The sequence below is a fragment of the Gaiella sp. genome, assembly GCF_057140465.1.
In genome coordinates this window covers 1-21842 of record NZ_DBNHWK010000035.1, presented here as the reverse complement: position 1 = coordinate 21842, position 21842 = coordinate 1, and the positions used below count along the sequence as shown (strand labels likewise).

The following is a 21842-nucleotide window of genomic DNA, read 5'->3' as shown; positions in this document are numbered from 1 at the left end:
TCGGGCGGTGACGCACCGCGAAGCGGCGGCGGCCTCGGCTACCAGCGCTCCCAGCGGACGACCTCCGCGAGGGGTCGCCGCCGGCGGCGGAGGTCGGCGCTCCTGCGCTCCTCCATCGGCTCCGGAGCCGGATGCCCGACGGTCACGACGCCGACGACCTGGACGTCGCCGGGCATCCCGAGGAGCAGTCGGAGCCGGTCGTTGTTCTCCGGCGGGTAGAGCGTGAACAGGCCGGCTCCGAGGCCTTCGTCGACCGCGGCGAGCAGGAGCACCAGCATCGCCTGGCCGACGTCGATCCACCACCACGGGACCGGCCAGTCGATCTCCTCGCCGTCCTCGAGCTTCTCCGGCTCCCGATAGCGGTCGTGGTAGTCGTCCTCGCGGAGCGCGACGACCACGTGCACCGGTGCGCGGGAGATCCACGGCTCGTACCCGCGCTCGACGTAGAAGGGCTCGTCCGCGAGCTCGGCGATCCGCGCGCGGGTCTCGGCCTCGGTGACGACGACCATGCGCACGCCCTGGCTGAAGCCGGCGCTCGGCGCCGTCCGGGCCCGCGCGACGATCCGCTCCACCGAGGCGCGTGCGACCGGCTCGTCCCGGTAGTTGCGCACCATCCGCCGCCGGCGCAGGGCCTCTCCGAGCTCCATGACCGGAGATACTGCCCGTTTCCCTCGGGCTAGCCTCACCGCTCGCCCGCCGTGTGCCAGGAAGGCCCGGTCGTCGCCGCGTCGATCCGGTGGCGGACGTGCCCGCGGCACACGAGGCCACGGCCGATCGCCGAGGACCGCATGCGACAGGTCGCACGGCCGCCGAAGGCCGCGTCGTCTAGCTCTCGGGGGCGTCCGACTCGGCCGGGCGTGGGGCGATCATCCGCGCGAGCCAGTAGTCGCCCGACTCCGCGAAGCGCCCACAGATGTAGTCGCACTCCTGGTCGCGCCCGAAGGCGATCGCCCCCACCGGCGGCACTCCGCCGTCGGGAAGGCGGACGACGCGAGACTCCTCGATGCCCCGCTCGAGCGCGTACCACCGTGCCAGGGCCTGTGGCGCGCGGTCGTCGTAGTCGATGTAGACGGTGCCTCCGTCGGCCCAGACCCGCTCGAGCAACTCGGGGACACCAGCCTCGAAGGGGCCGGTGCGGAGCGGCCCGTTCCGCTGGAAGTTGTCGACGAAGAGCCCGAACTGGATCGCCGCCGCGACGCCGAGGCACAGGGCGAGGGCCCGCGCCCACATCGCTCGCGACGCGGCCTCGATCACGAACGCGACCGCGGGGATCGCAACGACGACGAGCATCACGGCGAAGGGCACGAGCCGGATCGCATGGAAGCGGTCGATCGTCAGCGCAGCCGGGATCGGCGACACGGCGAGCGCCGCCACGGCGAAGCGCCAGAACGGATCCGATCGCTGGCGCGCGAGCACCAGCACGACGCCGCCGATCGAGAGCGCGAGGGACACCCCGAGCAACGCGCCCGCTCCGTCCGTGTGGATGTACGGCTTGACATCGCCGGAGACGACGTAGTGCCAGACCTGGAGGTCCTGCAGGTAGTTGACGATCGCCCGTCCCGCGACACCGATCGCCGACATGTCGTCCGTGACGAACGTCGTCGCGTCGAATCGGCGGGTCAGGGCACCCGGATGAGCGCGCACGTAGACGAGCAGGGGCACCTGGGTCGCGAGGAAGCCGAGCCAGGCCGTCAGCACCCACTTCCACCGCTCCCTGCCGAGGAGCGCGACGAGGGCACCGGCGAGCAGCGGAGCCAGGGCCCGTCCACCGGCGTATGCGTACGTCAGCGCCCCGAGCGCGGCCGCGACGGGCAATGCCGTGATCGGGCTCCAACGGCCGAGCCGGCTCGCTCGCTCGACGCCGAGCAGCGCGAGGCTCAGGAAGAGCGGCACCATCGAGACCTCGTACGCGACGCGGCCCAGCTCGAAGAGCCAGGGCGTGCATCCCGCCAGGACGACGATCACGACCCCGACGACCGCCCGCCCGGTTCTCCGGTAGGCGAGCCACCCGAGCAGGAGGATCGCAGCCAGCACGCACACGGCCGCGAGCCCGCGGGCGACCTCCTTGTGCGCGCCCGTGACCCGGAACACCCCGGCCAGCGTGTAGACGAAGACGGGGCTCTTGTAGTCGAGGAACGACGTGAAGTAGAGCGGGAAGCGGGCGCCGTCCTCGTCTCTGCCTTCGTGCCCGATCGTGTACGCGTTGTAGGCGAGCGCCGCCTCGTCGCGCATGAACCCCGGAGGGTTGCCCGGCGACAGCCACAGCTGGAACGCCGCCACGGTGACGACGACGGCGAGCCCGACGAGGACGCGCGGGCTCAGCTGCACGGCGGTGAAGTCCCGTCGGGGGGGCCGGTCACGAGTCGCCGAAGGCACGTGGGCTCGTCCGATCCCGGGGCGTGGTGCGGGTCGTCGCGAGCAACGCTCGCCGGATAGTGGTAGCGCAGCGTGATGACCGGTTGACGATGTCCGCCATCGTGCCCTACGCGCCGGTGCACCGGGCTATCCTCGGCGCATGCGCGTGACCGTGCGCCTGTCCGGCTCCCTCGCGCAGCGGCTCGGGACGCGGCAGTCGCTCGACCTCGACGCGGGGGCGACCGTCGCCGACCTGCTCGACGCCGTCGCCCGATCGGCGGAGGTCGACTGCGACGCGACGCAGACGCTGGCCGTCGTCGCGGGCGGGACGATCGTGCCGCACGAGCACGCGCTCGCCGACGGCGACGAGCTCGACGTGCTCGTGCCGGTCGCAGGCGGGTAGCGCCCGCGACCGGCCTCGCACTCCTCAGGCGGGCATGTCGTAGTGCGTGCGGACGAGCTCCTCGAGCCCGCGGGCGGCGAGCCGCGACGCCGGCGCGAGGAAGGTCACCTGCACCACGCCCGGCGCGCGCCCGATCTCGATCGCGCCGGTGATCGTCGCCCGGTTCTTCACCTCCGGCACCGACAGGTCGAGCAGCGCGGCGCCGCGGGCGAGCCCGTTGTCGACGGCGCTGTTGAGGTCGGGCCCCGTGCCGACGACGGAGATCGGCAGCAGGTCCTCGAGCTCCACGCCGTGGCGGGCGGCGACCTCGGTGGCGCGCGTCCGCTCGGCGGCCGACAGCGGTCGTGCGAGGAACGGCAGGTCCTCGGCGACGGGGAGGATGACGGGCCCGTCCAGCTCGAGCCCCTTCAGCACGTCGACCTGCAACGTGACCGTGCCCGAGACGTCGCAGGTGTGCCCGGCGATCTCGCCGTCGCCCTGCATCGCGTGCATGTCGCCGAGGTAGACGCCGGCGCCCGCGACCTTGACCGGCGCGATCACGACCGCTCCGGCCCGCACCGCGTCGATGTCCATGTGCCCGTCGGTGCGGTGGGCGAGGTCGTCGGCTGTCACGGCGCGGGCGTGCGGCGCCCCGAGCAGGAACGAGCCGAAGTCGCCCGCGTTGTGCGAGTCGGGCATGTCGACGGCGGGTGTCGTCCCGAGCTGGCCCATGAAGGGCCGCAGGCGCGTCGCGACGCCCACGAGGTCGTGCGGCGCGAACAGGAGGATCGGGTTCTGGATCGAGCGCTCCGGGAGCGCCGCCGCCGTGTACGCGTCCGCCGCGAACGCCTCGGCCTGCTCGCGGCCGACCGTCACGCCGACGCGCCACTCGTCGTCGAACGCGATCGTGTACCCGTTCGTGAACGCGAACGGCGCCGCCGGCTCGCCGCACGCCGCGCACCGCACCGCGTCGGGGCCGATGCCCTCCACGACGGTGGGCTCGTCCTCGGCGCCGCACGACGCGCAGACCTTCGCGCAGTAGGGGTCGCCGTTGAAGCGACCCTCCACCCAGCGGTCGTTGCCCGACGCCGTCGCGATCGACGTCACCGAGATGTCGCGGATGTGGATGGCGACGGCGTCGCCGACCTCCGCCCCCTCGACCGCGACCGGCAGCGTCACCTCGTGCCCGCCCTTGATCGCCGGCGTGATCATCGGCCCCCAGCAACCGGGGGCGGTGTTCGCGACGATGTGCCCGCCGTCGCGCACCGGCCCGAGCATCTCCGTGCCCGGCCCGATGATCCCGTCGCAGAACCGATCGACGAACACGGTCTCCGCTCCCTCGCGGGTCCGTGCCCTCTCGTCGACAGCCATGGCTGACCTCCTCGATGCGAAGTGGGACGCTCGAGCGACCGTAGCACCACCCGGCGGCAGGGTCGTCGCCGGGGCCCCGCGGCCCGTCGGGGTCAGGGAACGGCCACGCGCGAAGAGCGCGCTCGGTATCCTCGGCGCATGCCGCGGTACCTCGTGCAGCGGGAGTTCGACCCGATGAGCGCGGAGGCGATGGAGGCCGTCCTCGTGCGCTCCAAGCAGCTCGTCCAGGACGAGTTCACCGACGTCACGTGGGAGCACAGCCACGTGTGCACCGACGAGACCGGGCTCGTCACGAGCTACTGCGTGTACGAGGCCCCGAGCAAGGAACGCGTGTACGAGCACTCGAGCGAGCTCGGCGGACACACGATCGTCCGCATCCACGAGCTCGTCGGGGACATCTACCCGGCCGAGCTCCGCGCCTGATCGCCGGCGCTGCGGACCGAGCCGACGTCGATCGTCGCGTGCGTCTGCAGCTGGAAGGTGAGGCCGATGCTCTTCGCCAGCTCGCCCCGGCGGGGATCGTCCTCGGGCAGTGAGCGCAGCGCGCGCGTGTAGAGCAGGAACGCCTGGTCGAACGCGAGACGGTCGGTCGCCCACTGCGCCGCCGCGATCGAGTGGTCGACCGCCCGCTCGGACCCGGCCTCGTGGAAGTGGTGCGCGGCCTCGACCGAGTGCGGGCCGGGGGAGACCCCGACACGCCGCTCGAGCTCCTCGGCCAGCGCGAGGTGGAGCGACGTCCGCCGCGCGCCGGTGAGGCTCTCGTACACCGCATCGCGGATCAGCGCGTGCGTGAACCGGAGGTGCGCGTGGTCGTCGGTCTCGTCGACGAGGCCCGCCTGCAGCAGGCTGTCGACGATGTCCGCCAGCTGGGGGCCGGTGCACTCGCGCCCGATCGCGGACGAGACGAGGGAGACGTCGAACACGGGCCCGGCGACCGCGCACGCCCCGAGCAGCGACACGTCGTCGGCCGGCAGCCTGCTCATACGCTGACGCACGACCGCCCTCACGCCCTCGGGAACGGCGTCCAGGCTCTCCTGCCCGTCCGCCACCGCCCGGAGCAGCTCCCGGAGGAAGAACGGGTTGCCGTTCGTGCGTGCGAGGAGCGCGCCCGCGTCGAGCGCGCGGCCGGCGCCCCAGGCCTCCACGAGCGGCTCGATCTCCGACGCCGTCAGGCCCGAGAGCGCGATCTGCGTCAGGGGGGCGTCGCGGTGCAGGTCCGTGACCAGCGTCTCCAGCGGCGTCCCCTCGAGCTCCGCCTCGCGGAAGCCGAGGACGACGAGGCAGCCGCGGGTGCGCGACGAGCGGACGAGGTGCCGCACGAGATGCGTCGTCGAGGTGTCGGCCCAGTGCTGGTCGTCGAGGAGCAGCACTGCGGGCTGCGTCTCCCCGAGGTCGCCGACGAGACAGGCGACGCGGTCGAAGAGCCGGTACCGCCGCTCCTCGGCCGAGAGCTCGGCGCCGCCGGGGTCGAGCTCGTCGAGCGACGACCGGACGCGATCCGAGAGCGCCGCGACGAAGACCTCGTAGGGGACGAACGACTCGGGCGAGGCCGCCCCGTAGAGCACCTCGTGTCCGGCGGCGTGCGCGCGGACGCCGAACTCGGCGAGCAGGCGCGACTTCCCGATCCCGGGCTCCCCGGTGAGCGTGACGACGGTCGGGTGCTGGACCTCGCCGGCGTCAGCGAGCGCGCGCTCGAGGCGCACGAGTGCGTCCTCCCGCCCGACGAACGGCCCCCGGGCGAGCCGCTCGAGCCCGACGGGGAGGCCGCCGGCGGAGGACGTGCGATGCGCGCGGGGCGGGGGGAAGTCCGTGGACAGGCCGTCGATACAGACCTGCCACAGGCGTTCCGGCTCGTCGAAGTCCTTCAACGGGAACTCGCCGAGGTAGCGGAGCGCGACGCCGGGTGGGAGCTCCTCGACGAGATCCCGCGTGACGGCCGAGATCAGCACCTGACCGCCGTGGGCGAGCCCCTGGATCCGCGCCGCCCGATGGACGGCCATCCCCACGAGCCCGGTGTCCGTCTGCAGCGGCTCCCCCGTGTGCAGCCCCATCCGCACGCGCAGCGAGGTCGCGGCGAGTGCCCGCTGCGCGTCGGCGGCGGCCGCGAGCGCCGCCCCCGCGGTCTGGAAGCCGACGAAGAACGCGTCTCCTTCGGTGCCGAGCTCGTGGCCGCCGTGCGCCGCGAACGACTCGCGGATCAGTGCATGGTGCTCGGCCAGCACGCGCGCGTATGCCTGCGCGCCGAGCTCGTCGAGCATCCTCGTCGACCCTTCGATGTCCGTGAAGAGGAGCGTGAGCGTCCCCGTCGGCAGATCCGTCACCGGCTCAGTATGGGCACAACGACGCCGCCCGCGGCCCGGGTGGCGCGTTCGCCGTCGTCTGGGTGCCGGGATGCGACGGTGCCCCGGGGACGCGGGTCGTGACCGGTGTCGGTTCGGGGTTGACAGCGGGTGTGCGAGGCCGTAGATTCCTGCGTGCACCGAGCACGGGGCGCGAGTAGGTCGAAGCCCGTCGCGAAGGCTCTACGCGGAAGCGGACGGTCGGCGCGGTGGGTGGACGAAAGCGCAACCGGCTCGGTGAATTCGTTTCTCGGCCGGGTGTGCGCGTCCGAGCGCCCCGAGATCTCCGTGGCCGGCGGGAACGGCCACGCCGCGGGCGAGGGGGTCGATCGTCTACGCTCGCGCGATGGTCGAGCTCCGTGACTTTCCCCTGCTCGAGGCGCTCACCGACGAGGAAGTCGGGGAGCTCGCGCGGGCGGGGCGCGAGATCGAGCTGGCCCCCGGGGACGCGCTCTTCGAGGAGGGTGAGATCGCCGACCGCGTCTGGTTCCTCCTCGACGGGGAGCTCGAGACGTCGAGGCGCGTCGGGTCGCAGGAGCTCCTCCTGACCACCCACGAGGCAGGGGGGACGATCGCCACGACCTCGGTGCTCACCGGGATCCCCTTCCGCGCGGGCACGTACGCGACGACCCCCTGCAGTCTCCTCGAGGTGGACGCGAAGACGTTCACCGCCCTCGTCGCGAGCCACCCACCTGTGCTCCGTCGGTTGATCCGCACGGTGGACGTGGTGGCGCAGAACCTCCAGAGCATGGGGCAGGAGCGGGAGAAGCTCGCGTCGCTCGGCACGCTCGCGGCCGGGCTCGCGCACGAGCTGAACAACCCCGCCTCGGCGGCGGCCCGGTCGGCGGAAGTCCTCCGCGACCTCGAGGCGACGCGGTGGGCGGCGCTCGACGCGCTCGTCGCGGCCGGCGTGCCGCCCGACGGCCTCGGACGCCTCGTCGCCCTCGTCTCCGGGACGCCGGAGGCGGAGCCCCGGACGCTCGGGGCGCTCGAGAGCGCCGATCGGGAGTCGGACGTCATCGACCGTCTCGAGCGGGCCAGCGTGCCCGACGCGTCCGAGATCGCGTACGCGATCTGCGCCGTCGGTCGGGACGCGACGTTCGTCGATCACGTCGAGGGCGCGGTCGGCGCGGCGAACCTGGAGCCGGCCCTCCGCTTCGCCGCCGCCTGCCTGGACACGACGACCGTCCTCCGCGAGCTCAGCGGGTCGACCGGCCGGATCGCCGAGCTGGTCGGCTCCGTCAAGCAGTACGCCTTCCTCGACCAGGCCCCGCGCCAGGAGGTCGACGTCCACGAGGGCCTCGAGACGACGCTGACCGTGCTCGCCAACAAGCTGCGGCAGGGAGACGTGTCGGTCGTGCGCCACTTCGATCCGGACCTGCCCCGGGTCGACGCCGCCGGCGGGGAGCTCAACCAGCTCTGGACGTACCTCGTCGACAACGCGATCGACGCCGTGGACGGCAACGGCACGATCTGGCTGCGCACCGAGCGGCGGGGCGAGTTCGTCGTCGTCGAGATCGCCGACGACGGCCCCGGGATCCCGGAAGGGGAGCAGGCGCGGATCTTCGACCCGTTCTTCACGACGAAGGCCGTCGGGCAGGGCACCGGGCTCGGCCTCTACCACGCCCAGCGCATCGTGCTCCAGCACCGGGGCGAGCTCCACCTGAAGTCGGATCCGGGCGAGACGTGCTTCCAGGTGCGGCTGCCCATTCGCTCGAGTACGTAGCGGCCGTCGAGGACGGCCGGTCGTCGCGCGGCGGAGCCCGCACGGACGACCGGGGCGCCGGTGGCGGTTCCCGGTTGACAGCGGGTGTGCGAGGCCGTAGATTCCCGCGTGCACCGAGCACGGGGCGCGAGTAGGTCGAAGCCCGTCGCGAAGGCTCTACGCGGAAGCGGACGGTCGGCGCGGTGGGTGGACGAAAGCGCAACCGGCTCGGTGAATTCGTTCTGGGCCGGTCGACCCGGTCGTGATCGCGGGGCTCCTGGAGGCCGGAGGGGCGACGCCCGTGATCGATCGGGGTACCGGACGAGGTCTCCGTGGCGAGCCGCCACGTCGAGGAAGGCCCGCCCGGGGCGCGGTCGCGATCACCGGCTGAGCAGTGTCGACTGCGCGGCGCCCGCCGCCGCCGTCTCACTCGTAGAGGAGCGCCTCGACGATGTTCACCTTCGCGGCACGGCGGGCGGGGGCGATGGCGGCGGCCACGCCTGCGACCGCAGCGAGCAGCAGCAGCGTCACGATCAGCGGGTAGGGGATCGAGAGGACGAGGCCTTCGCCGGAGAGCGCCTGCACGGAGACGACCGCGAGGACGAGCCCGATGCCGGCGCCGATGATCGCGCCGATGAGGGCGGTGATCACCGACTCGTACCGGATCAGGCGCCTGATCTGGCGCTTCGAGGTGCCGATCGCGCGCAGCATCCCGATCTCGCGCGTGCGCTCGTGGATCGAGAGGATGAGCGTGTTCACGACGCCGAAGATCGCGATCAGGATCGAGAGCGCGAGGAGCGCGTAGACGATGGCGATGACCTGGTTGACCTGCAGGCGGGCATCTGCCTTGACCTCGGCCTGCGAGCGCGACTCGACGTTCGGGAAGCCCGCGGCGAGGGCGTCGTCGATGCGCGCGCGCACCGTGTCCGGATTCGCTCCGTCCTCGAAGGCGACGAGCGCGAAGTCGTCCCCGTCGGCCCCGAAGGCGTCGACCAGGCTGTCGCGCGGGACGGCGAACGTGCTCACGAGCAGGCTCGCCCCGTCGCGGATACTGCCCCGGACCGTGTAGGAGACGCTCCGTCCGAGCGGCGTCGTGAGCCGGATCACGTCGCCGACGGCGATTCCGTTGTCGTCGCCCCAGTCGGTCTCGATGATCGCGCCGTCGGCGCCGAGCGTCGCGAGGGTCGCGTCGGAGCCGTCGCGCCAGTCGAGGTTGCTGACGAGGGCCACGGTGTCGGGGTCGATGCCGTTCACGGGCTGCGTGCCCGAGACGCCGTCGACGAGCGCGTCGCTCCCCGCGACCGGCGACACGACGGCGACGCCGTCGACCCCGCGGATCGCCTCCGTCACCTGCGTGGGGATCCGCAGGAACCCGCCGTCGCTGTTGTTGAGGATGAGGTCGCCCGCGAACTGCCGGTCGAGCGCCTGATCGACCGACTTCGTCAGCGCCGACGCGAAGGTGGCCACGAACACGACGAGCGCGAGGCCGATCATGAGGGCGGCCGCGGTCGTCGCCGTCCGGCTCTTGTTGCGCTGCGTGTTCTCGCGCGCGAGGAGCCCGGGAACGCCACCCAGGTGCTCGAGCGGCCATCCGACGAGCGCCGACAACGGCCCGATCAGGCGACTGCTGAGGAGCGCCACGCCGAGGAAGAGGAGGAGGACGCCCGGGCCGAGTAACAGGAACGCCGAGCCGAGGCTCGTGGTCGCGAACATCCCCAACGCGACCAGCAGCGCCGCGAGGCCGACGAGCACGAGCCCGGCCAGCGTGCGGCGGCGGGAGCGCGAGCGACGGTCATCTCCCTCGCGGATCGCCTCGAGCGGGGTCACCCGGGTCGCACGGCGCGCGGGCACGAGGGAGGAGACGACGGTCACGGTGACACCCACGACGACTGCGATCACGACGGTGCCGGGAGACAGGACGAGGCCGCTCGTGGGCAGGCCGAGCCCGAACGCGGCGAAGAACGCGGTGATGCCCTCGGCGAAGCCGATCCCGCCGAGGACCCCGAGCGCCGACGCGACGAGGCCGACGATCACGGCCTCGAGCACCACGGCCCCGAGCACCTGGCGGCGGTGGGCGCCGAGCGTGCGGAGCATCCCGAACTCGCGCGTGCGCTGGGCGACCGTGATCGAGAACGTGTTGAAGATGATGAAGCCTCCGACGAAGAGGGCGACCACGCCGAAGACCAGCAACGCCTTCGAGATGAAGCCGAACCCCTCCTTGAACCCCTGGGACTCCTCGGCGGCGTTCTCGTCACCGGTCAGCGCCTGGAGCGACGCCGGGATCGCCGCTTGGATCGCGACCTTCAGCTCCTCGGGCGACACCCCCTCCTCGGCTGCGACCGCGACCTCGTCGAGCCGACCCTCCTTGCCGGTCAGCCGCTGCGCCTCCGGCAGGGTGAGGATCGCCAGGCTGGCGCCGAGGAGCTCGACGCCGGAGCCCCACTGGGCGACACCGGAGATCGTGTACTCCTGCGCTCCCCCCGTCCCGGCGACCCGGGCCGAGTCGCCGACGCCCCAGCCCTCCCGGTCGGCGGTGAAGTTGTCGATCGCCATCTCGTCGGCGCTTTCGGGCGGGCGGCCCTCGACGTACCGCCACGGGCTGAACCGCTCGGGTACGACCGAGGTCGCGAAGTGGGGTGGGCCCGTCGGTCCGACGCGCTGCCCGGTCTCGTCGAGTACCGAGGCCGTCGGATCGAAGATCGTACCGGCGGCCTCGGCGACGCCGTCGACCGCGAGAACGCTCGCGAGCACCCCGGCGTCGAAGGCGGGCGGCAGGGCGCCGCGGGAGTCCTCGATCGTCTCCCTGGTCTTGACGCTGACGTCGATGCCGCTGTTCGACTCGCTGAAGATGTCGTCGAAGGAGTTGTTGACCGAGTCGGTCAGCATCATCGTGCCGGCGATCATCGCGACGCCGAAGAACACCGCGAGGGCCGTGAGGATCCCGCGCACCTTGCGCGCGACGACGCCGTGGAGTGTGAGGGCGAGCATGGCTACTCGACCTGCATCAGGGCCAGCACCTCGTCCGCCGACTGCACCCGACCGTCGTGGGTGACGACGCCGTCGGAGAGGACGATCACCCGGTCGGCGTAGGAGGCGATCCGCGGGTCGTGCGTGACCATGACCACGGTCTGGTCGAACTCGTCGACCGCTCGCCGCAGGAGGCCGAGGACGTCCGAGCCCGACTTCGAGTCGAGGTTTCCCGTGGGCTCGTCGGCGAACACGACGGCCGGCCGTGTCACGAGCGCGCGCGCGATCGAGACCCGCTGCTGCTGCCCGCCCGAGAGCTCCGACGGCCGGTGTGTCCGCCGGTCCGTCATCCCCACGGTCTCGAGCAGGCTCTCGACGCGCTGCGAGTCGGGGCGCTCGCCGGCGATCTTCACGGGCAGCACGAGGTTCTCCTCGGCCGTCAGGACGGGCACGAGGTTGAAGAACTGGAAGACGAAGCCGAGCTTGTCGCGACGTAGGTTCGTGAGCGCGCGGTCGTCGAGGGCCGTGACCTCGACCCCGTCGATCCACACCGAGCCGTCGGTCGGCCGGTCGAGCCCCGCGAGGATGTGCAGGAGCGTCGATTTCCCCGACCCGGACGGTCCCACGATCGCCGTCAGCTCGCCCCGGGGGAACTCGAGCGAGACTCCCGCGAGCGCATCGACGGCGGCCGCGCCCTCGCCGAAGCGCCGGTGCAGGTCCGCGCACCGGATCATCACGTGAGCGGTGTCCGGTCTCTGCTGCTGCTGCTGTTCGAGCTCGATCATCCGGGCCTCCAGGCGGTCCGACGCCTCCTCCGGTCTCGGCCGTGGTACACATCACCGCCCGGCCCGTGCCGGATGTGGATGGAGCCAACCATTCAGGTCGTGTCCGGGCGCGGCATCAGGGAAATTCCCGAGCCGTCGTACGTGAAAATACTCTCCGCCCAGATCGGTGCCCCCGCCCCGACACGGGAGGCGTCGGGCGTGGCGGCGTGCTCCGTAGTTCGTCACATCGAGAACGGTGTCGGCCCCCGATGCGTGTGGCAGGCACCCGGGGGAAGCTGCAGCAGGAGGTGGCGCGCGTGGACGCACTGAGCGGAAGGCGATCGGGCGCGGTCGAGCAGTGGCAGCGCCCGTGACACCGGCGCCGGGCTCCGGTGCCGCGGCCGGCCGGCCGCCGGCGATCAAGGCCTCGGCGCGACGCGTTGTCGCGCACGCGCGGTCCCTCGTGCGGCTCGAGCGGGAGCTGGCGCGGGCCGAGCTCGAGCGCAAGGGCCAGAGCATGGGCGCCGGTGCCGCGCTCGCCGTCGCCGCGCTCGTCTTCGCCCTCTTCGCGCTCGGCTTCGGGCTGGCCGCCGTCGCCGCCGCGCTCGCGCTCGTGGTGGACTGGTGGCTCGCCCTGCTGATCGTGCTCGGCATGCTGCTCGTCCTCGTCGTCGCCCTCGGCTTCGCATCACAGGCGCTGCTGCGCGAAGGCACACCGTTCCGGCCGGAGCAGGCGATCGAGGAAGCCCGCCGCACGAGGCAGGCCCTGCGAGGCGCCGATGGGGAGTGACGAGCGCACCGAGGCGGAGATCCGCCACGAGCTGGGGGAGGAGCGGGAGCAGCTCGTCGCCGCCCTCGGCGACCTGCGGGCGGCCGTTGCCGCGAAGCGGGCCTCCGTGGCGATCGTGGGCGGTGTGCTCGCAGCGGCGACGGCGATCGCCGTCGTTCGGCGCCTGACCCGCCGCTAGGCGACGTCGACGCTCGGACGCCCGGCTGCGCGAGGGGGCGGAAACGTCCCTTGAGCGAACTCGTCGTCCCGAGGGCGCGTCGGCTCTTGCTCGCCCCGCGCATTCGTATACTCCGGCCGCTTGCGGACGGGGGTCTTCACACTCACGGGAATCGCCAACCTCGCGTACTGGGTGATCGCTGACCCCGGCTACGAGGAGTCCAGCACCCAGACGGAGTGGCCGTACGTGATCGGGTTCAGCGGCGCGATCCTCTGCCTCGCGGTCGCCTGCCCGGCGTATGCACGGCTCGTCGGCGGAAGAGGCGTGTTCCGAGTGTCGCTGATTCCGGCCGTGGCCTTCGCCGTGGGGAGCGTCGTGAACATCGTGGAGGACGGCCTGGGGATGGAATGGGCGTTTCTCGGGTTCGTGCTGACCACGGCGATCGGGCTTCTCGGCCTCCTCGCGTTCACCGTGGCCGTCGCGTACGAGGGCCGCCGCGGACACCGTCTCCTCGCCCTCGTCCCGGCGGCGACGCTCGCGGGGATCATCGCCTACGTCGCAGCGGGAGGGCCGATCCTGCTGGCCACATGGCTCGCGGCGGCGGCCCTCGCACTCACGCTGCCGAGGCGCAGCGCAACGCTGCCGGCCCCGGCGACTCGATAGCCTCGCCGCGACACGCCCGACGAGACCCGCATTCCGTGCACGAGCGCGCGGGCATGGCGCCGGAGACACGAGCCGCTGCATGGTCGGTTCGCTGCATCGGGTCAGGGATCGGCAGCAGCCGTCGCGGCCGGCTCGGCCGCCTCGACATCTCGCCTGTGCGCAATGAGGCTGGCGCCGAGGAGGATCCAGCCGACGCCGAAGAGCACGTCCGCGACGGCACCGTAGATCCGGTAGCCGTCGATCCGGTCGAGCACATCGGGGCGAACGGCGAGGAACCACAGGCCGGAGTAGATCAGGATGCCCCCTTGCCCCAGCAGGAGCCGCCGGTCGAAGCGCGTCAGCCACGACCCCGATCGATTGCCCGCTGCGATCAGGATCAGGCCGGCCCCGAACACGGGCGCAAGCACCGGAGGCACCTGTCCCTGGAAGGCCAGGTTGACGGTCGTCGGGATCAGGAGCCCGAACATCGCAAGTGCGAATCCGACCTCTGCCCTGCGACCGCCGTCTCCGGTGAGCAGCCTGTACGACCCGGCCAGCCCGACCGCGATCAGCACGCCCGACGGCCCTTCCATCAGGCTGCCCCAGAACAACACGCCCCCGCCGAACAGCTCACCGCCCTCGTCGACCGACGTCGGGCCGTGCAGGCTCGTGAAGACCGGCCACACGACGACCAGCCACGCCCCGCCGACGACGAGTGCGACAGCCGCCCACCACGAGGGGCGCGGAACCGTGCGGACGGTGCTCTCCTCGGTCAAGGCGCGCGACCCTATCACCCGACCCCACGTGAGAACAGGGTGTCGAGCGGGTGCTGCAAGCGACCCGTCGTCGACAGGCGCGAGGAGAGAGTTGGCGAGGGACATCACCTGGGCCGGCGCCCTGCGCCCCGTCCTGGTCGTCACCGGGCGTGCGGTCCGCGGCCGGGGATGGACCGGCACGAGTGCACGTACCGTCCGATCCGGCAGACATCCTCGGCTCATGGGAGCGAGAGCGAGCGTCACCGACGTCGATCACGCTCGAGCCCCGTCCGGGCTCCGCGGGCCGCTGCGGCCGGAGGAGCTCCCCGGCGTCGCGTGCGCACGGGAGGACGTCCCGGTTCCGGCCGGGTACGCGGTGTTCGACTGCGAGACGACGGGAACCGACCCCGCCGTCGACGAGATCGTCTCGCTCGCCGTGATCCGGCTCGACGCGGACGGGCTCGAGACCGGTCGCTACACGGCGCTCGTCCGCCCGTCGCGACCGATCCCCGCCGAGGCGACGGCGGTGCACGGGATCACCGACGAGGGCGTCGCCGGTGCGCCGGCCTTCACGGGGATCGCCGACACGCTGCTCGCGCTGCTGGACGGCCTCGTGTTCGTCGCCCACAACGCCCGGTTCGACCTCGCGATGCTGCAGCAGGCGTTCTCGCGCAGCGGCGTCGAGTTCCACCCGGCGGGCGTGGCGTGCACCCTCGAGGCGTTCCGCCTGCTCGAGCCGCGGGAGTCGAGCCATCGCCTCTCGTCGATCTGCGCGCGCCGGGGGATCGTGCTCGACGAGGCGCACGAGGCGCTCGGCGACGTCGTCGCCACCGCCGCCCTGTTGCGCGCGGTGCTCGCCGCGGGGATCGCGCCGGAGAGCGTCCGGCTCGACGACGCCCGGTACCTGCGGATGCGGTCGCGCGGCGACACACGACCGGCATCGGAGCCCCAGGTCCGCCGTGTCTTCGGGATGGCCCGATCCGCCCGCATGCTGCGCCCGGACGGCAGCGTCGACCGCGACCAGGTGGTCGCCCTCGTCGCCCGGGTCACCGGCGTCGCCGACGTCGACGCGCTCACCCGTGAGCAGGTCCAGGACGTCTTCGACGAGCTCGAACGGCTCACGGACGACCACCACCGGCTCGCCCGGACGGCCTGAGCGCCCCCGTCGGCTCGACCGCTCCCGGCCCCGGGGCCGCGGCACGCCGGGTGCGGCGCGTCCGGCACGGTCGCGTCGACTAGGTTGTCCGTGTTCCCGGTCAGCAGGGAGGTGTGGTCGATGGAGTACGTGAACCTCGGGAGGACGGGCCTTCGCGTGTCGCGCGTGTGCCTCGGGATGATGAGCTTCGGCGCCCATCCCGACCGTCCCTGGGCGCTCCCGGAGGCGGAGGCGGAGCCGATCGTCCGACGCGCGGTCGAGGGCGGGATCACGTTCTTCGACACCGCCGACGTCTACAACGGCGGCGAGAGCGAGGTCGTGACGGGCCGCGTCCTGCCGAAGCTCCTCTCGCGCGAGGAGCTCGTGATCGCGACGAAGGTGCACGGGCGGACGATGCCGGGCGAGAACGGCCGCGGCCTCTCCCGGAAGCACGTGATGGCCTCGATCGACGCCTCGTTGCAGCGGCTGGGGATGGACTACGTCGACCTCTACCAGATCCACCGCTGGGACCCGCGGACGCCGATCGCCGAGACGATGGAGGCCCTCCACGATGTCGTGAAGGCCGGGAAGGCCCGCTACATCGGGGCGAGCAGCATGTTCGCCTGGCAGTTCGCGAAGGCGCAGGCCGCCGCCGCAGAAGGCGGTACGACGCGATTCGTCTCGATGCAGAACCACTACAACCTCGTCTACCGGGAGGAGGAGCGGGAGATGATCCCGCAGTGCATCGACCAGGGCGTCGCCGTCCTCCCCTGGAGCCCGCTCGCGCGCGGGCTGCTCGCGGGCAACCGCACCCGCAGCGGCGAGCGGCTGACGCCGCGCTCGGAGACGGATCCGTTCGGCGACTCGCTGTACGTGCACGAGATCGACTTCGCGGTCGTCGACCGGGCGACCGAGGTCGCGGCCGCCCGCGGGGTGCCCTCGGCGCAGGTCGCGCTCGCGTGGCTCCTGGGCAAGCCGGGCGTCACGGCGCCGATCGTCGGCGCGACGAAGGTGTCGCACGTCGACGACGCGCTCGCCGCGGAAGCGCTCGAGCTCGACGCGAGCGAGGTCGAGCGCCTCGAGGAGGCGTACGTCCCGCACGCGGTCTCGGGGCACGACTGACCGGCGAGGTGCGGGTGGGCCGGCGCTCAGTCGGCGGCCGCGATCACGAAGAGCGCCGCGAGCAGCGGCGCGTAGGGGACGAGGCTCAGCAGGACGCCGGCGCCGGAGCGACGCGCGACCGACTGCACGAGCCCGACGATGCCGGCCAGCAACGCCGCCAGCCACACGATGAGCATCACCACGGCGAGGACAAGGCCGCCGTCGCCGCCGATCGCGACCGCCACCGCCGATCCGAGGACGGCCGTGACCATCATCCACGACGCCGTCTTCGCAGCGGTGGGCGCTCGACGTCGGGGAGGCGTCCCGGGCCGGGGCGCCGGACGCATCGCGGCCGGCCGGGCCGGCGTGTCCGGTCGTGCCGAGGCGAGCGCGTCGAGCATGGTGCGCGGGCCCGGGCGCCTGGTCGGCGCCGGCGCTTCCCGTCCCTCCACGGAGAGGTCGAACTCCTGCCCGCAGGAAGGGCACCGCGCGTCGCTGGCGGCCACGGTGCGATCGCAGCCAGGGCACACGTACTCGATCTCGGCCGCGCCGCTCCCCGGCGGCGGCGTCGCGACGACCGGTCGCGCGTCGCCGCAGTGCGTGCACACCGACGCGGAGGGGGCGCGTACCTCGCCGCACCCGGGGCAGACGGCCACGCGACGGTGCTCCAGGATGGGCGGCACGGACGTCGACACACCTTTCACCCGGGCGCAAGCCTCACACCCGGCACTGCGGTGCGCATCGGGGTTGTCGCCGATCCCGGCTGCCGGAACTACCGACGGGTGACCGCTCGCGGGGAGGGCGGGGTGCGCTCCACGACGTGGATACCCTCGTCGGTATGAGCGGTGCGCCCTATCGCGTGACCTTCGTCCGGCTGCTCGGCTTCCTGCGGCCGTACAAGGCGTCGCTCGCGGTCTCGACCGTCCTCGCCGTCCTCTCGCAGGCGGCGGCGATCGCGATCATCGTCCTCGTCGGGCAGACGATCGACGGCATCGAGCAGCGTCGCGGCACCGGGACGCTCGCGTGGGCGGTGGTCGCGATCCTCGTGGTCGGGATCGCGAAGGCGGCGCTGATGGTGGGTCGCCGTCTGATCTCCGGCCGGCAGGCGCTCGGGATCGAGCGGGACATGCGCGAGGAGCTCTACGCACGGCTGCTCGCCCTCTCCTTCGGCTTCTACGACCGTCACCAGACGGGGCAGCTGATGTCGCGGGCGACCGTCGACCTCCAGTCCGTCCGGTTCTTCCTCGGCTTCGGGTTGATCTTCTTCTTCCAGCACGTGGTCACGGTCGTCTCGGTGACCGTCGTGCTCTTCGTCGTCGAGTGGCGCCTCGCCCTGATCGCCCTCGCGATCACGCCGGTGATCGTCGTCGTCGCGTACCGCTACAGCCACGTCTCCCATCCGGTGCTGCGCGACGTCCAGCAGCGGCTCGGCGAGGTCGCGGCGGTCGCCGAGGAGTCGATCGTCGGCGTCCACGTGGTGAAGGCGTTCGCACAGGAGGAGCGCCGCCAGGCGGCGTTCGACAGCGCCTCCGACGGCGTCTTCCGGGCCACGGTCCACGCCTTCCGCCAGCGCGCGCTGTACGTCCCGCTGCTGTCGTTCCTGCCGCTGCTCGCCCAGGCCGCGGTGCTGCTCGCCGCCGGGCGGATGGTCGTCTCGGGCTCGCTCACCCTCGGCCAGTTCTTCCTCTTCAACCTGCTGCTCGCGATGCTGATCGTCCCGCTGCGGAGCCTCGGGATGTGGATCGGGCAGGCCCAGCGGGCGACCGCCGCCGGCGAGCGGATCTTCCACGTGCTCGACGAGCCCGAGGGCGTCGACGACCGGCCGCACGCCGCCGCGCTCCCCGACGGGCCCGGCGCGATCCGCTTCGAGGGGGTCTCCTTCGGCTACCTGCCCGGGCGCCCCGTGCTCGAGGGGATCGACCTGGAGATCGCCGCCGGGACGACCGTCGCCCTGATCGGCCACACGGGGTCGGGCAAGACCACGCTCGCGACGCTCGTGCCGCGGTTCTACGACGCCACCGAGGGTCGCGTCCTCGTCGACGGCGTCGACGTCCGCGACGTCACGCGCCGCTCGCTGCGACGGCAGATCGGCGTCATCTCCCAGGATCCCTTCCTGTTCTCCGCGACGGTGCGCGACAACATCGCCTTCGGCGTGCTCGACGCGACAGCGGAGCAGGTCGAGCGGGCTGCACGGGCAGCGCAGGCGCACGGGTTCATCGAGGCGCTGCCACAGGGCTACGACACCGTGATCGGCGAGCGTGGGATCACGCTCTCGGGTGGTCAGCGGCAGCGCCTCGCAATCGCCCGGGCGCTCGTCGTCGACCCGCGCATCCTCGTCCTCGACGACGCCACCGCGTCGGTCGACGCGACGACCGAGGCCCGGATCCGCGCGGGGCTGCGGGAGGCGATGCGCGGGCGGACGACGATCATCATCGCCCACCGGCTGTCGACGATCCAGCTCGCGGACGAGGTGGTCGTGCTCGAGGAGGGGCGCATCGCGACGCGTGGCACCGAGAAGGAGCTGCTCGCGACGAGCGCCGTCTACCGCGAGCTGTACGAGCACGGCCTGATCGGCGGGATCCTCGAGGAGACGGCATGAGGGTCTGGCAGCCGGGCAGCCACCTCACGCAGGAGCGGGGGAGCGCCGTCGAGGACTGGTCGTGGCAACGCACCCGGCGGCGGCTCGGGCTGCTCGCGCGGCTGACGCTGCCGTACGGCGGCCGGACGGCGCTCGCCCTCTCGACCCTGCTCGCCTACACGGTCGTCGCGCTCGCGCCCCCCTATCTCGCGAAGCTCGCGATCGACCAGGGCATCGCGGAGGGCGACCTCGGCCGGCTGACGGCGGTCGTCGGCCTGTTCCTCGTCGCCGCCGTCGCCGCTCTCGGCCTGTCGTCCGCGAACACGTACCTCACCGGCTGGGTCGGAGAGCGGATGCTCGCCGACCTCCGGAGCCGCCTCTTCCGCCACCTCGAGCGACTGTCGATGGGCTTCTACGAGCGCAACCGCGCGGGCGTGATCGTCAGCCGGATCACGAACGACGTCGAGGCGCTCGACCAGCTCGTGACCGACGGCGTGACGAGCCTCGTGCAGAACACGCTGCTCCTCGCCGGGAGCGCCGTCGTCCTCTTCTTCCTGGACTGGCGGCTCGCGCTCGCGACGCTCTCGGTGCTCCCGCTGATGACGATCGCGACGGCCTGGTTCCGGCGCCGGTCGAACCGGGCCTACCGGAACGTCCGCGAGCGGCTCGGGCTCGTGACGGCGACGCTCGCCGAGGACATCGCCGGGATGCGCGTCGTGCAGTCGTTCGCGCGCGAGCCGGTGCAGGAGCGGGCGTTCCGCGGCGTCAACGACCGCTACCGCGCCGCCAACCAGGAGACGGTCCTCCTCAACGCGATCTACTTCCCGACCGTCGACCTGCTCTCGTCGGCGGCGATCGCGATCGTCTTCGGCTACGGCGGCTGGCTCGTGTACCACGGGGACATGAGCGCCGGCACGCTCTTCGCGTTCGCGCTCTACGTCTCGAACTTCTTCGACCCCGTCCAGCAGCTCTCACAGCTCTACAACACGTTCCTCTCCGCGATCGCCGCGCTCGACAAGATCGTCGGCGTGCTCGACGAGGAGCCGCAGGTACGCGACCTCCCCGACGCGGGCGACCTGCCGCCGATCGACGGGCACGTGCGCTTCGAGGGAGTGCGCTTCCGCTACGGGCCCGACCTCCCCGAGGTGCTGCACGGGCTCGAGCTCGACGTCCCCGCGGGCACGACGATCGCGCTCGTCGGCCACACGGGCGCCGGCAAGTCGACGATCGCGAAGCTGCTCGCGCGCTTCTACGACCCCGTCCAGGGCCGGATCACGATCGACGGCCACGACCTGACGACCGTCACCCAGCACTCCCTGCGGCGCCAGCTCGGGATCGTCCCGCAGGAGGGGTTCCTGTTCGGCGGCACCGTCGCCGAGAACATCGCGTTCGGCCGGCCCGGCGCATCCAGCGCCGAGATCGAGTCCGCGGCCCGGTCGGTCGGCGCGCACGCGTTCGTCGCCGAGCTCGAGGACGGGTACGAGACACATCTCGGTGAGCGCGGCGCCCGGCTCTCGCTCGGGCAGCGCCAGCTGCTCGCGTTCGCGCGGGCCCTGCTCGCCGACCCGCGGATCCTGATCCTCGACGAGGCGACCTCGTCCGTCGACATCGGCACGGAGCGGCAGATCGAGCAGGCGCTGCGGCAGCTCCTGGTGGGCCGCACGGCCTTCGTGATCGCGCACCGGCTGTCGACGATCCGCGATGCCGACCTGATCGTCGTGCTCGAGCACGGGCGCGTCGCGGAACAGGGCACGCACGAGGCGCTGATCGCCGCCGACGGCCTCTACCGGCGCCTCTACGGCGACTGGGCCGAGGACGTCGCGTAGCCGCCCGGTCAGGCCGGAGCGGACGCCGCGGCGGGAAGGGCCCTGATTCTCGAGGCGACGGCGATCGCGACGAGCCCCGTGAGGCCGGCGACCGCGAAGGCCAGCTCGGTGCCGCCGAGCGTGACGAGCCACCCTGCGAGGAGGGCGCCGAGCGGCGCGAGGCCGACGAAGGCGAAGAGGTAGAGGCCGATCATCCGGCCCCGGAGGGCGTCGGGTGCGGCGAGCTGCACGAGGGCGTTGGCGTTCGCACCGAACAGCGAGAAGCTGGCGCCGATGCCGACGAGCAGCACGCCGGCGAGCCGGGCGTCGTGGACCGGTGCGAGCACGAGGAGCAGCACGCTGAAGCTCGCGCCCCCGGCGACGAACGTGCTCCAGCTCGCACCGCGCAGCGTGGCCGACGCCAGCGCTCCGGCGAGAGCGCCGATCCCGAACGCCGCCGACAGGAGCCCGAACGCGCGGGCCCCGACGTGGAGGGTGTCCGCGGCGAGCAGCGGCACGAGCGTGTTGAAGTTGAAGCCGACGAGGCCCGTCACGACGACCACGGTGAGCACGGCCCGCACCTCGACGGCGGTCCAGGCGTACCGCATCCCCTCACGCGTCCCGCTCGCGAGGGAGACCGGCGGCGCCGGGTCGACGGGGTGGAGGTCGTCCGTTCGCACCATGAGGAGCGCGGCGAGCACCGCGAGGAAGCTGACGGCGTTGAGGACGAAGCACGCGCCCGTGCCGGCCGCGGCGATCACGACGCCCGCGAGCGCGGGCCCGATCACCCTGGAGGCGTTGAGCAGGCCGGAGTTCAGCGCGACGGCGTTCGGCAGCTCGCGTGGCCCCACGAGCCGATAGGTGAGCGCCTGACGGGCCGGCGCGTCGACGACGATCGTGACGCCGCCGAGCGCCGCGAGCGCGTACACGACGGGCAGCGACGCGACGCCCCCGAGCGTCACGGCGGCGAGTGCGATCGACGCCCCCATCGCGGCC

The 21842-nt window shown here is 72.6% G+C and carries 19 protein-coding genes; 10 read left to right on the top strand and 9 right to left on the bottom strand.

Features of this window, described 5'->3' with window-relative positions; all coding sequences use genetic code 11:
- Nucleotides 1-38: 38 nt before the first annotated feature.
- Together AC162C_RS05355 and AC162C_RS05350 are read right to left on the bottom strand one after the other, a co-directional pair.
- Nucleotides 39-647 (bottom strand): nitroreductase family protein, encoded by a 609-nt coding sequence (locus AC162C_RS05355; RefSeq protein ID WP_484096647.1) that lies wholly within the window; start codon nucleotides 645-647, stop codon nucleotides 39-41.
- A 178-nt stretch (nucleotides 648-825) separates the two neighbouring features.
- Nucleotides 826-2328: a hypothetical protein gene (locus tag AC162C_RS05350; protein ID WP_484096646.1), complete on the bottom strand. Its 1503-nt coding sequence runs from the start codon at nucleotides 2326-2328 to the stop codon at nucleotides 826-828.
- A 187-nt stretch (nucleotides 2329-2515) separates the two neighbouring features.
- On the opposite strand from AC162C_RS05350, the gene AC162C_RS05345 reads away from it, so the two are divergent.
- The gene (locus AC162C_RS05345) at nucleotides 2516-2758 is read left to right on the top strand and encodes a MoaD/ThiS family protein (RefSeq protein ID WP_484096645.1); all 243 of its coding nucleotides are present in this window, start codon (nucleotides 2516-2518) and stop codon (nucleotides 2756-2758) included.
- A gap of 24 nt (nucleotides 2759-2782) precedes the next feature.
- Here AC162C_RS05345 and AC162C_RS05340 read toward each other — a convergent pair whose 3' ends face one another.
- Nucleotides 2783-4108, bottom strand: coding sequence for an acetamidase/formamidase family protein (locus AC162C_RS05340; RefSeq protein WP_484096644.1), 1326 nt, complete (start codon nucleotides 4106-4108; stop codon nucleotides 2783-2785).
- A 138-nt stretch (nucleotides 4109-4246) separates the two neighbouring features.
- On the opposite strand from AC162C_RS05340, the gene AC162C_RS05335 reads away from it, so the two are divergent.
- Entirely contained in the window at nucleotides 4247-4531 is a 285-nt protein-coding gene (locus AC162C_RS05335; RefSeq protein WP_462973975.1) for a nickel-binding protein, read from the top strand.
- Here AC162C_RS05335 and AC162C_RS05330 read toward each other — a convergent pair.
- A complete protein-coding gene (locus AC162C_RS05330; protein ID WP_484096643.1) occupies nucleotides 4507-6429 on the bottom strand; it encodes an ATP-binding protein in 1923 nt (640 codons plus the stop codon). The two genes, AC162C_RS05335 and AC162C_RS05330, sit on opposite strands and share 25 nt — an antisense overlap.
- Before the next feature lie 364 nt (nucleotides 6430-6793).
- Here AC162C_RS05330 and AC162C_RS05325 point away from each other — a divergent pair, with 364 nt between their 5' ends.
- Entirely contained in the window at nucleotides 6794-8173 is a 1380-nt protein-coding gene (locus AC162C_RS05325; RefSeq protein ID WP_484096642.1) for a sensor histidine kinase, read from the top strand.
- 405 nt (nucleotides 8174-8578) lie between these two features.
- On the opposite strand, the gene AC162C_RS05320 is transcribed toward AC162C_RS05325, so the two are convergent.
- Both AC162C_RS05320 and AC162C_RS05315 read right to left on the bottom strand, forming a co-directional pair.
- The gene (locus AC162C_RS05320) at nucleotides 8579-11140 is read right to left on the bottom strand and encodes an ABC transporter permease (RefSeq protein WP_484096641.1); all 2562 of its coding nucleotides are present in this window, start codon (nucleotides 11138-11140) and stop codon (nucleotides 8579-8581) included.
- Nucleotides 11141-11142: 2 nt separating this feature from the next.
- Nucleotides 11143-11904 (bottom strand): ABC transporter ATP-binding protein, encoded by a 762-nt coding sequence (locus AC162C_RS05315; RefSeq protein WP_484096640.1) that lies wholly within the window; start codon nucleotides 11902-11904, stop codon nucleotides 11143-11145.
- A 349-nt stretch (nucleotides 11905-12253) separates the two neighbouring features.
- Between AC162C_RS05315 and AC162C_RS05310 the strand changes: the two genes are divergently transcribed.
- From AC162C_RS05310 to AC162C_RS05300, 3 genes are all read left to right on the top strand, one after another.
- Complete coding sequence (locus tag AC162C_RS05310) at nucleotides 12254-12673, top strand: phage holin family protein (protein WP_484096639.1); 420 nt, start codon at nucleotides 12254-12256, stop codon at nucleotides 12671-12673.
- Nucleotides 12663-12851, top strand: a complete 189-nt coding sequence (locus AC162C_RS05305; protein ID WP_484096638.1) for a hypothetical protein — start codon at nucleotides 12663-12665, stop codon at nucleotides 12849-12851. The genes AC162C_RS05310 and AC162C_RS05305 overlap by 11 nt, the downstream gene beginning before the upstream one ends.
- 120 nt (nucleotides 12852-12971) lie before the next feature.
- Complete coding sequence (locus tag AC162C_RS05300) at nucleotides 12972-13493, top strand: hypothetical protein (protein ID WP_484096637.1); 522 nt, start codon at nucleotides 12972-12974, stop codon at nucleotides 13491-13493.
- Nucleotides 13494-13594: 101 nt separating this feature from the next.
- On the opposite strand, the gene AC162C_RS05295 is transcribed toward AC162C_RS05300, so the two are convergent.
- Entirely contained in the window at nucleotides 13595-14248 is a 654-nt protein-coding gene (locus AC162C_RS05295) for a hypothetical protein (RefSeq protein ID WP_484096636.1), read from the bottom strand.
- Between the two features lie 220 nt (nucleotides 14249-14468).
- On the opposite strand from AC162C_RS05295, the gene AC162C_RS05290 reads away from it, so the two are divergent.
- Both AC162C_RS05290 and AC162C_RS05285 read left to right on the top strand, forming a co-directional pair.
- Nucleotides 14469-15383, top strand: a complete 915-nt coding sequence (locus AC162C_RS05290) for a 3'-5' exonuclease (protein WP_484096635.1) — start codon at nucleotides 14469-14471, stop codon at nucleotides 15381-15383.
- Between the two features lie 120 nt (nucleotides 15384-15503).
- Entirely contained in the window at nucleotides 15504-16484 is a 981-nt protein-coding gene (locus AC162C_RS05285) for an aldo/keto reductase (protein ID WP_484096660.1), read from the top strand.
- 26 nt (nucleotides 16485-16510) lie between these two features.
- Here the strand turns inward: AC162C_RS05285 and AC162C_RS05280 are convergent, their stop codons facing one another.
- Nucleotides 16511-16738: a hypothetical protein gene (locus AC162C_RS05280; protein ID WP_484096634.1), complete on the bottom strand. Its 228-nt coding sequence runs from the start codon at nucleotides 16736-16738 to the stop codon at nucleotides 16511-16513.
- Between the two features lie 563 nt (nucleotides 16739-17301).
- Between AC162C_RS05280 and AC162C_RS05275 the strand changes: the two genes are divergently transcribed.
- Complete coding sequence (locus AC162C_RS05275) at nucleotides 17302-19062, top strand: ABC transporter ATP-binding protein (RefSeq protein WP_484096633.1); 1761 nt, start codon at nucleotides 17302-17304, stop codon at nucleotides 19060-19062.
- Nucleotides 19059-20867 (top strand): ABC transporter ATP-binding protein, encoded by a 1809-nt coding sequence (locus AC162C_RS05270; protein ID WP_484096632.1) that lies wholly within the window; start codon nucleotides 19059-19061, stop codon nucleotides 20865-20867. The genes AC162C_RS05275 and AC162C_RS05270 overlap by 4 nt, the downstream gene beginning before the upstream one ends.
- 8 nt (nucleotides 20868-20875) lie before the next feature.
- Here AC162C_RS05270 and AC162C_RS05265 read toward each other — a convergent pair.
- A partial coding sequence (locus tag AC162C_RS05265) for an MFS transporter (protein ID WP_484096631.1) occupies nucleotides 20876-21842 on the bottom strand: 967 nt, incomplete at its 5' end.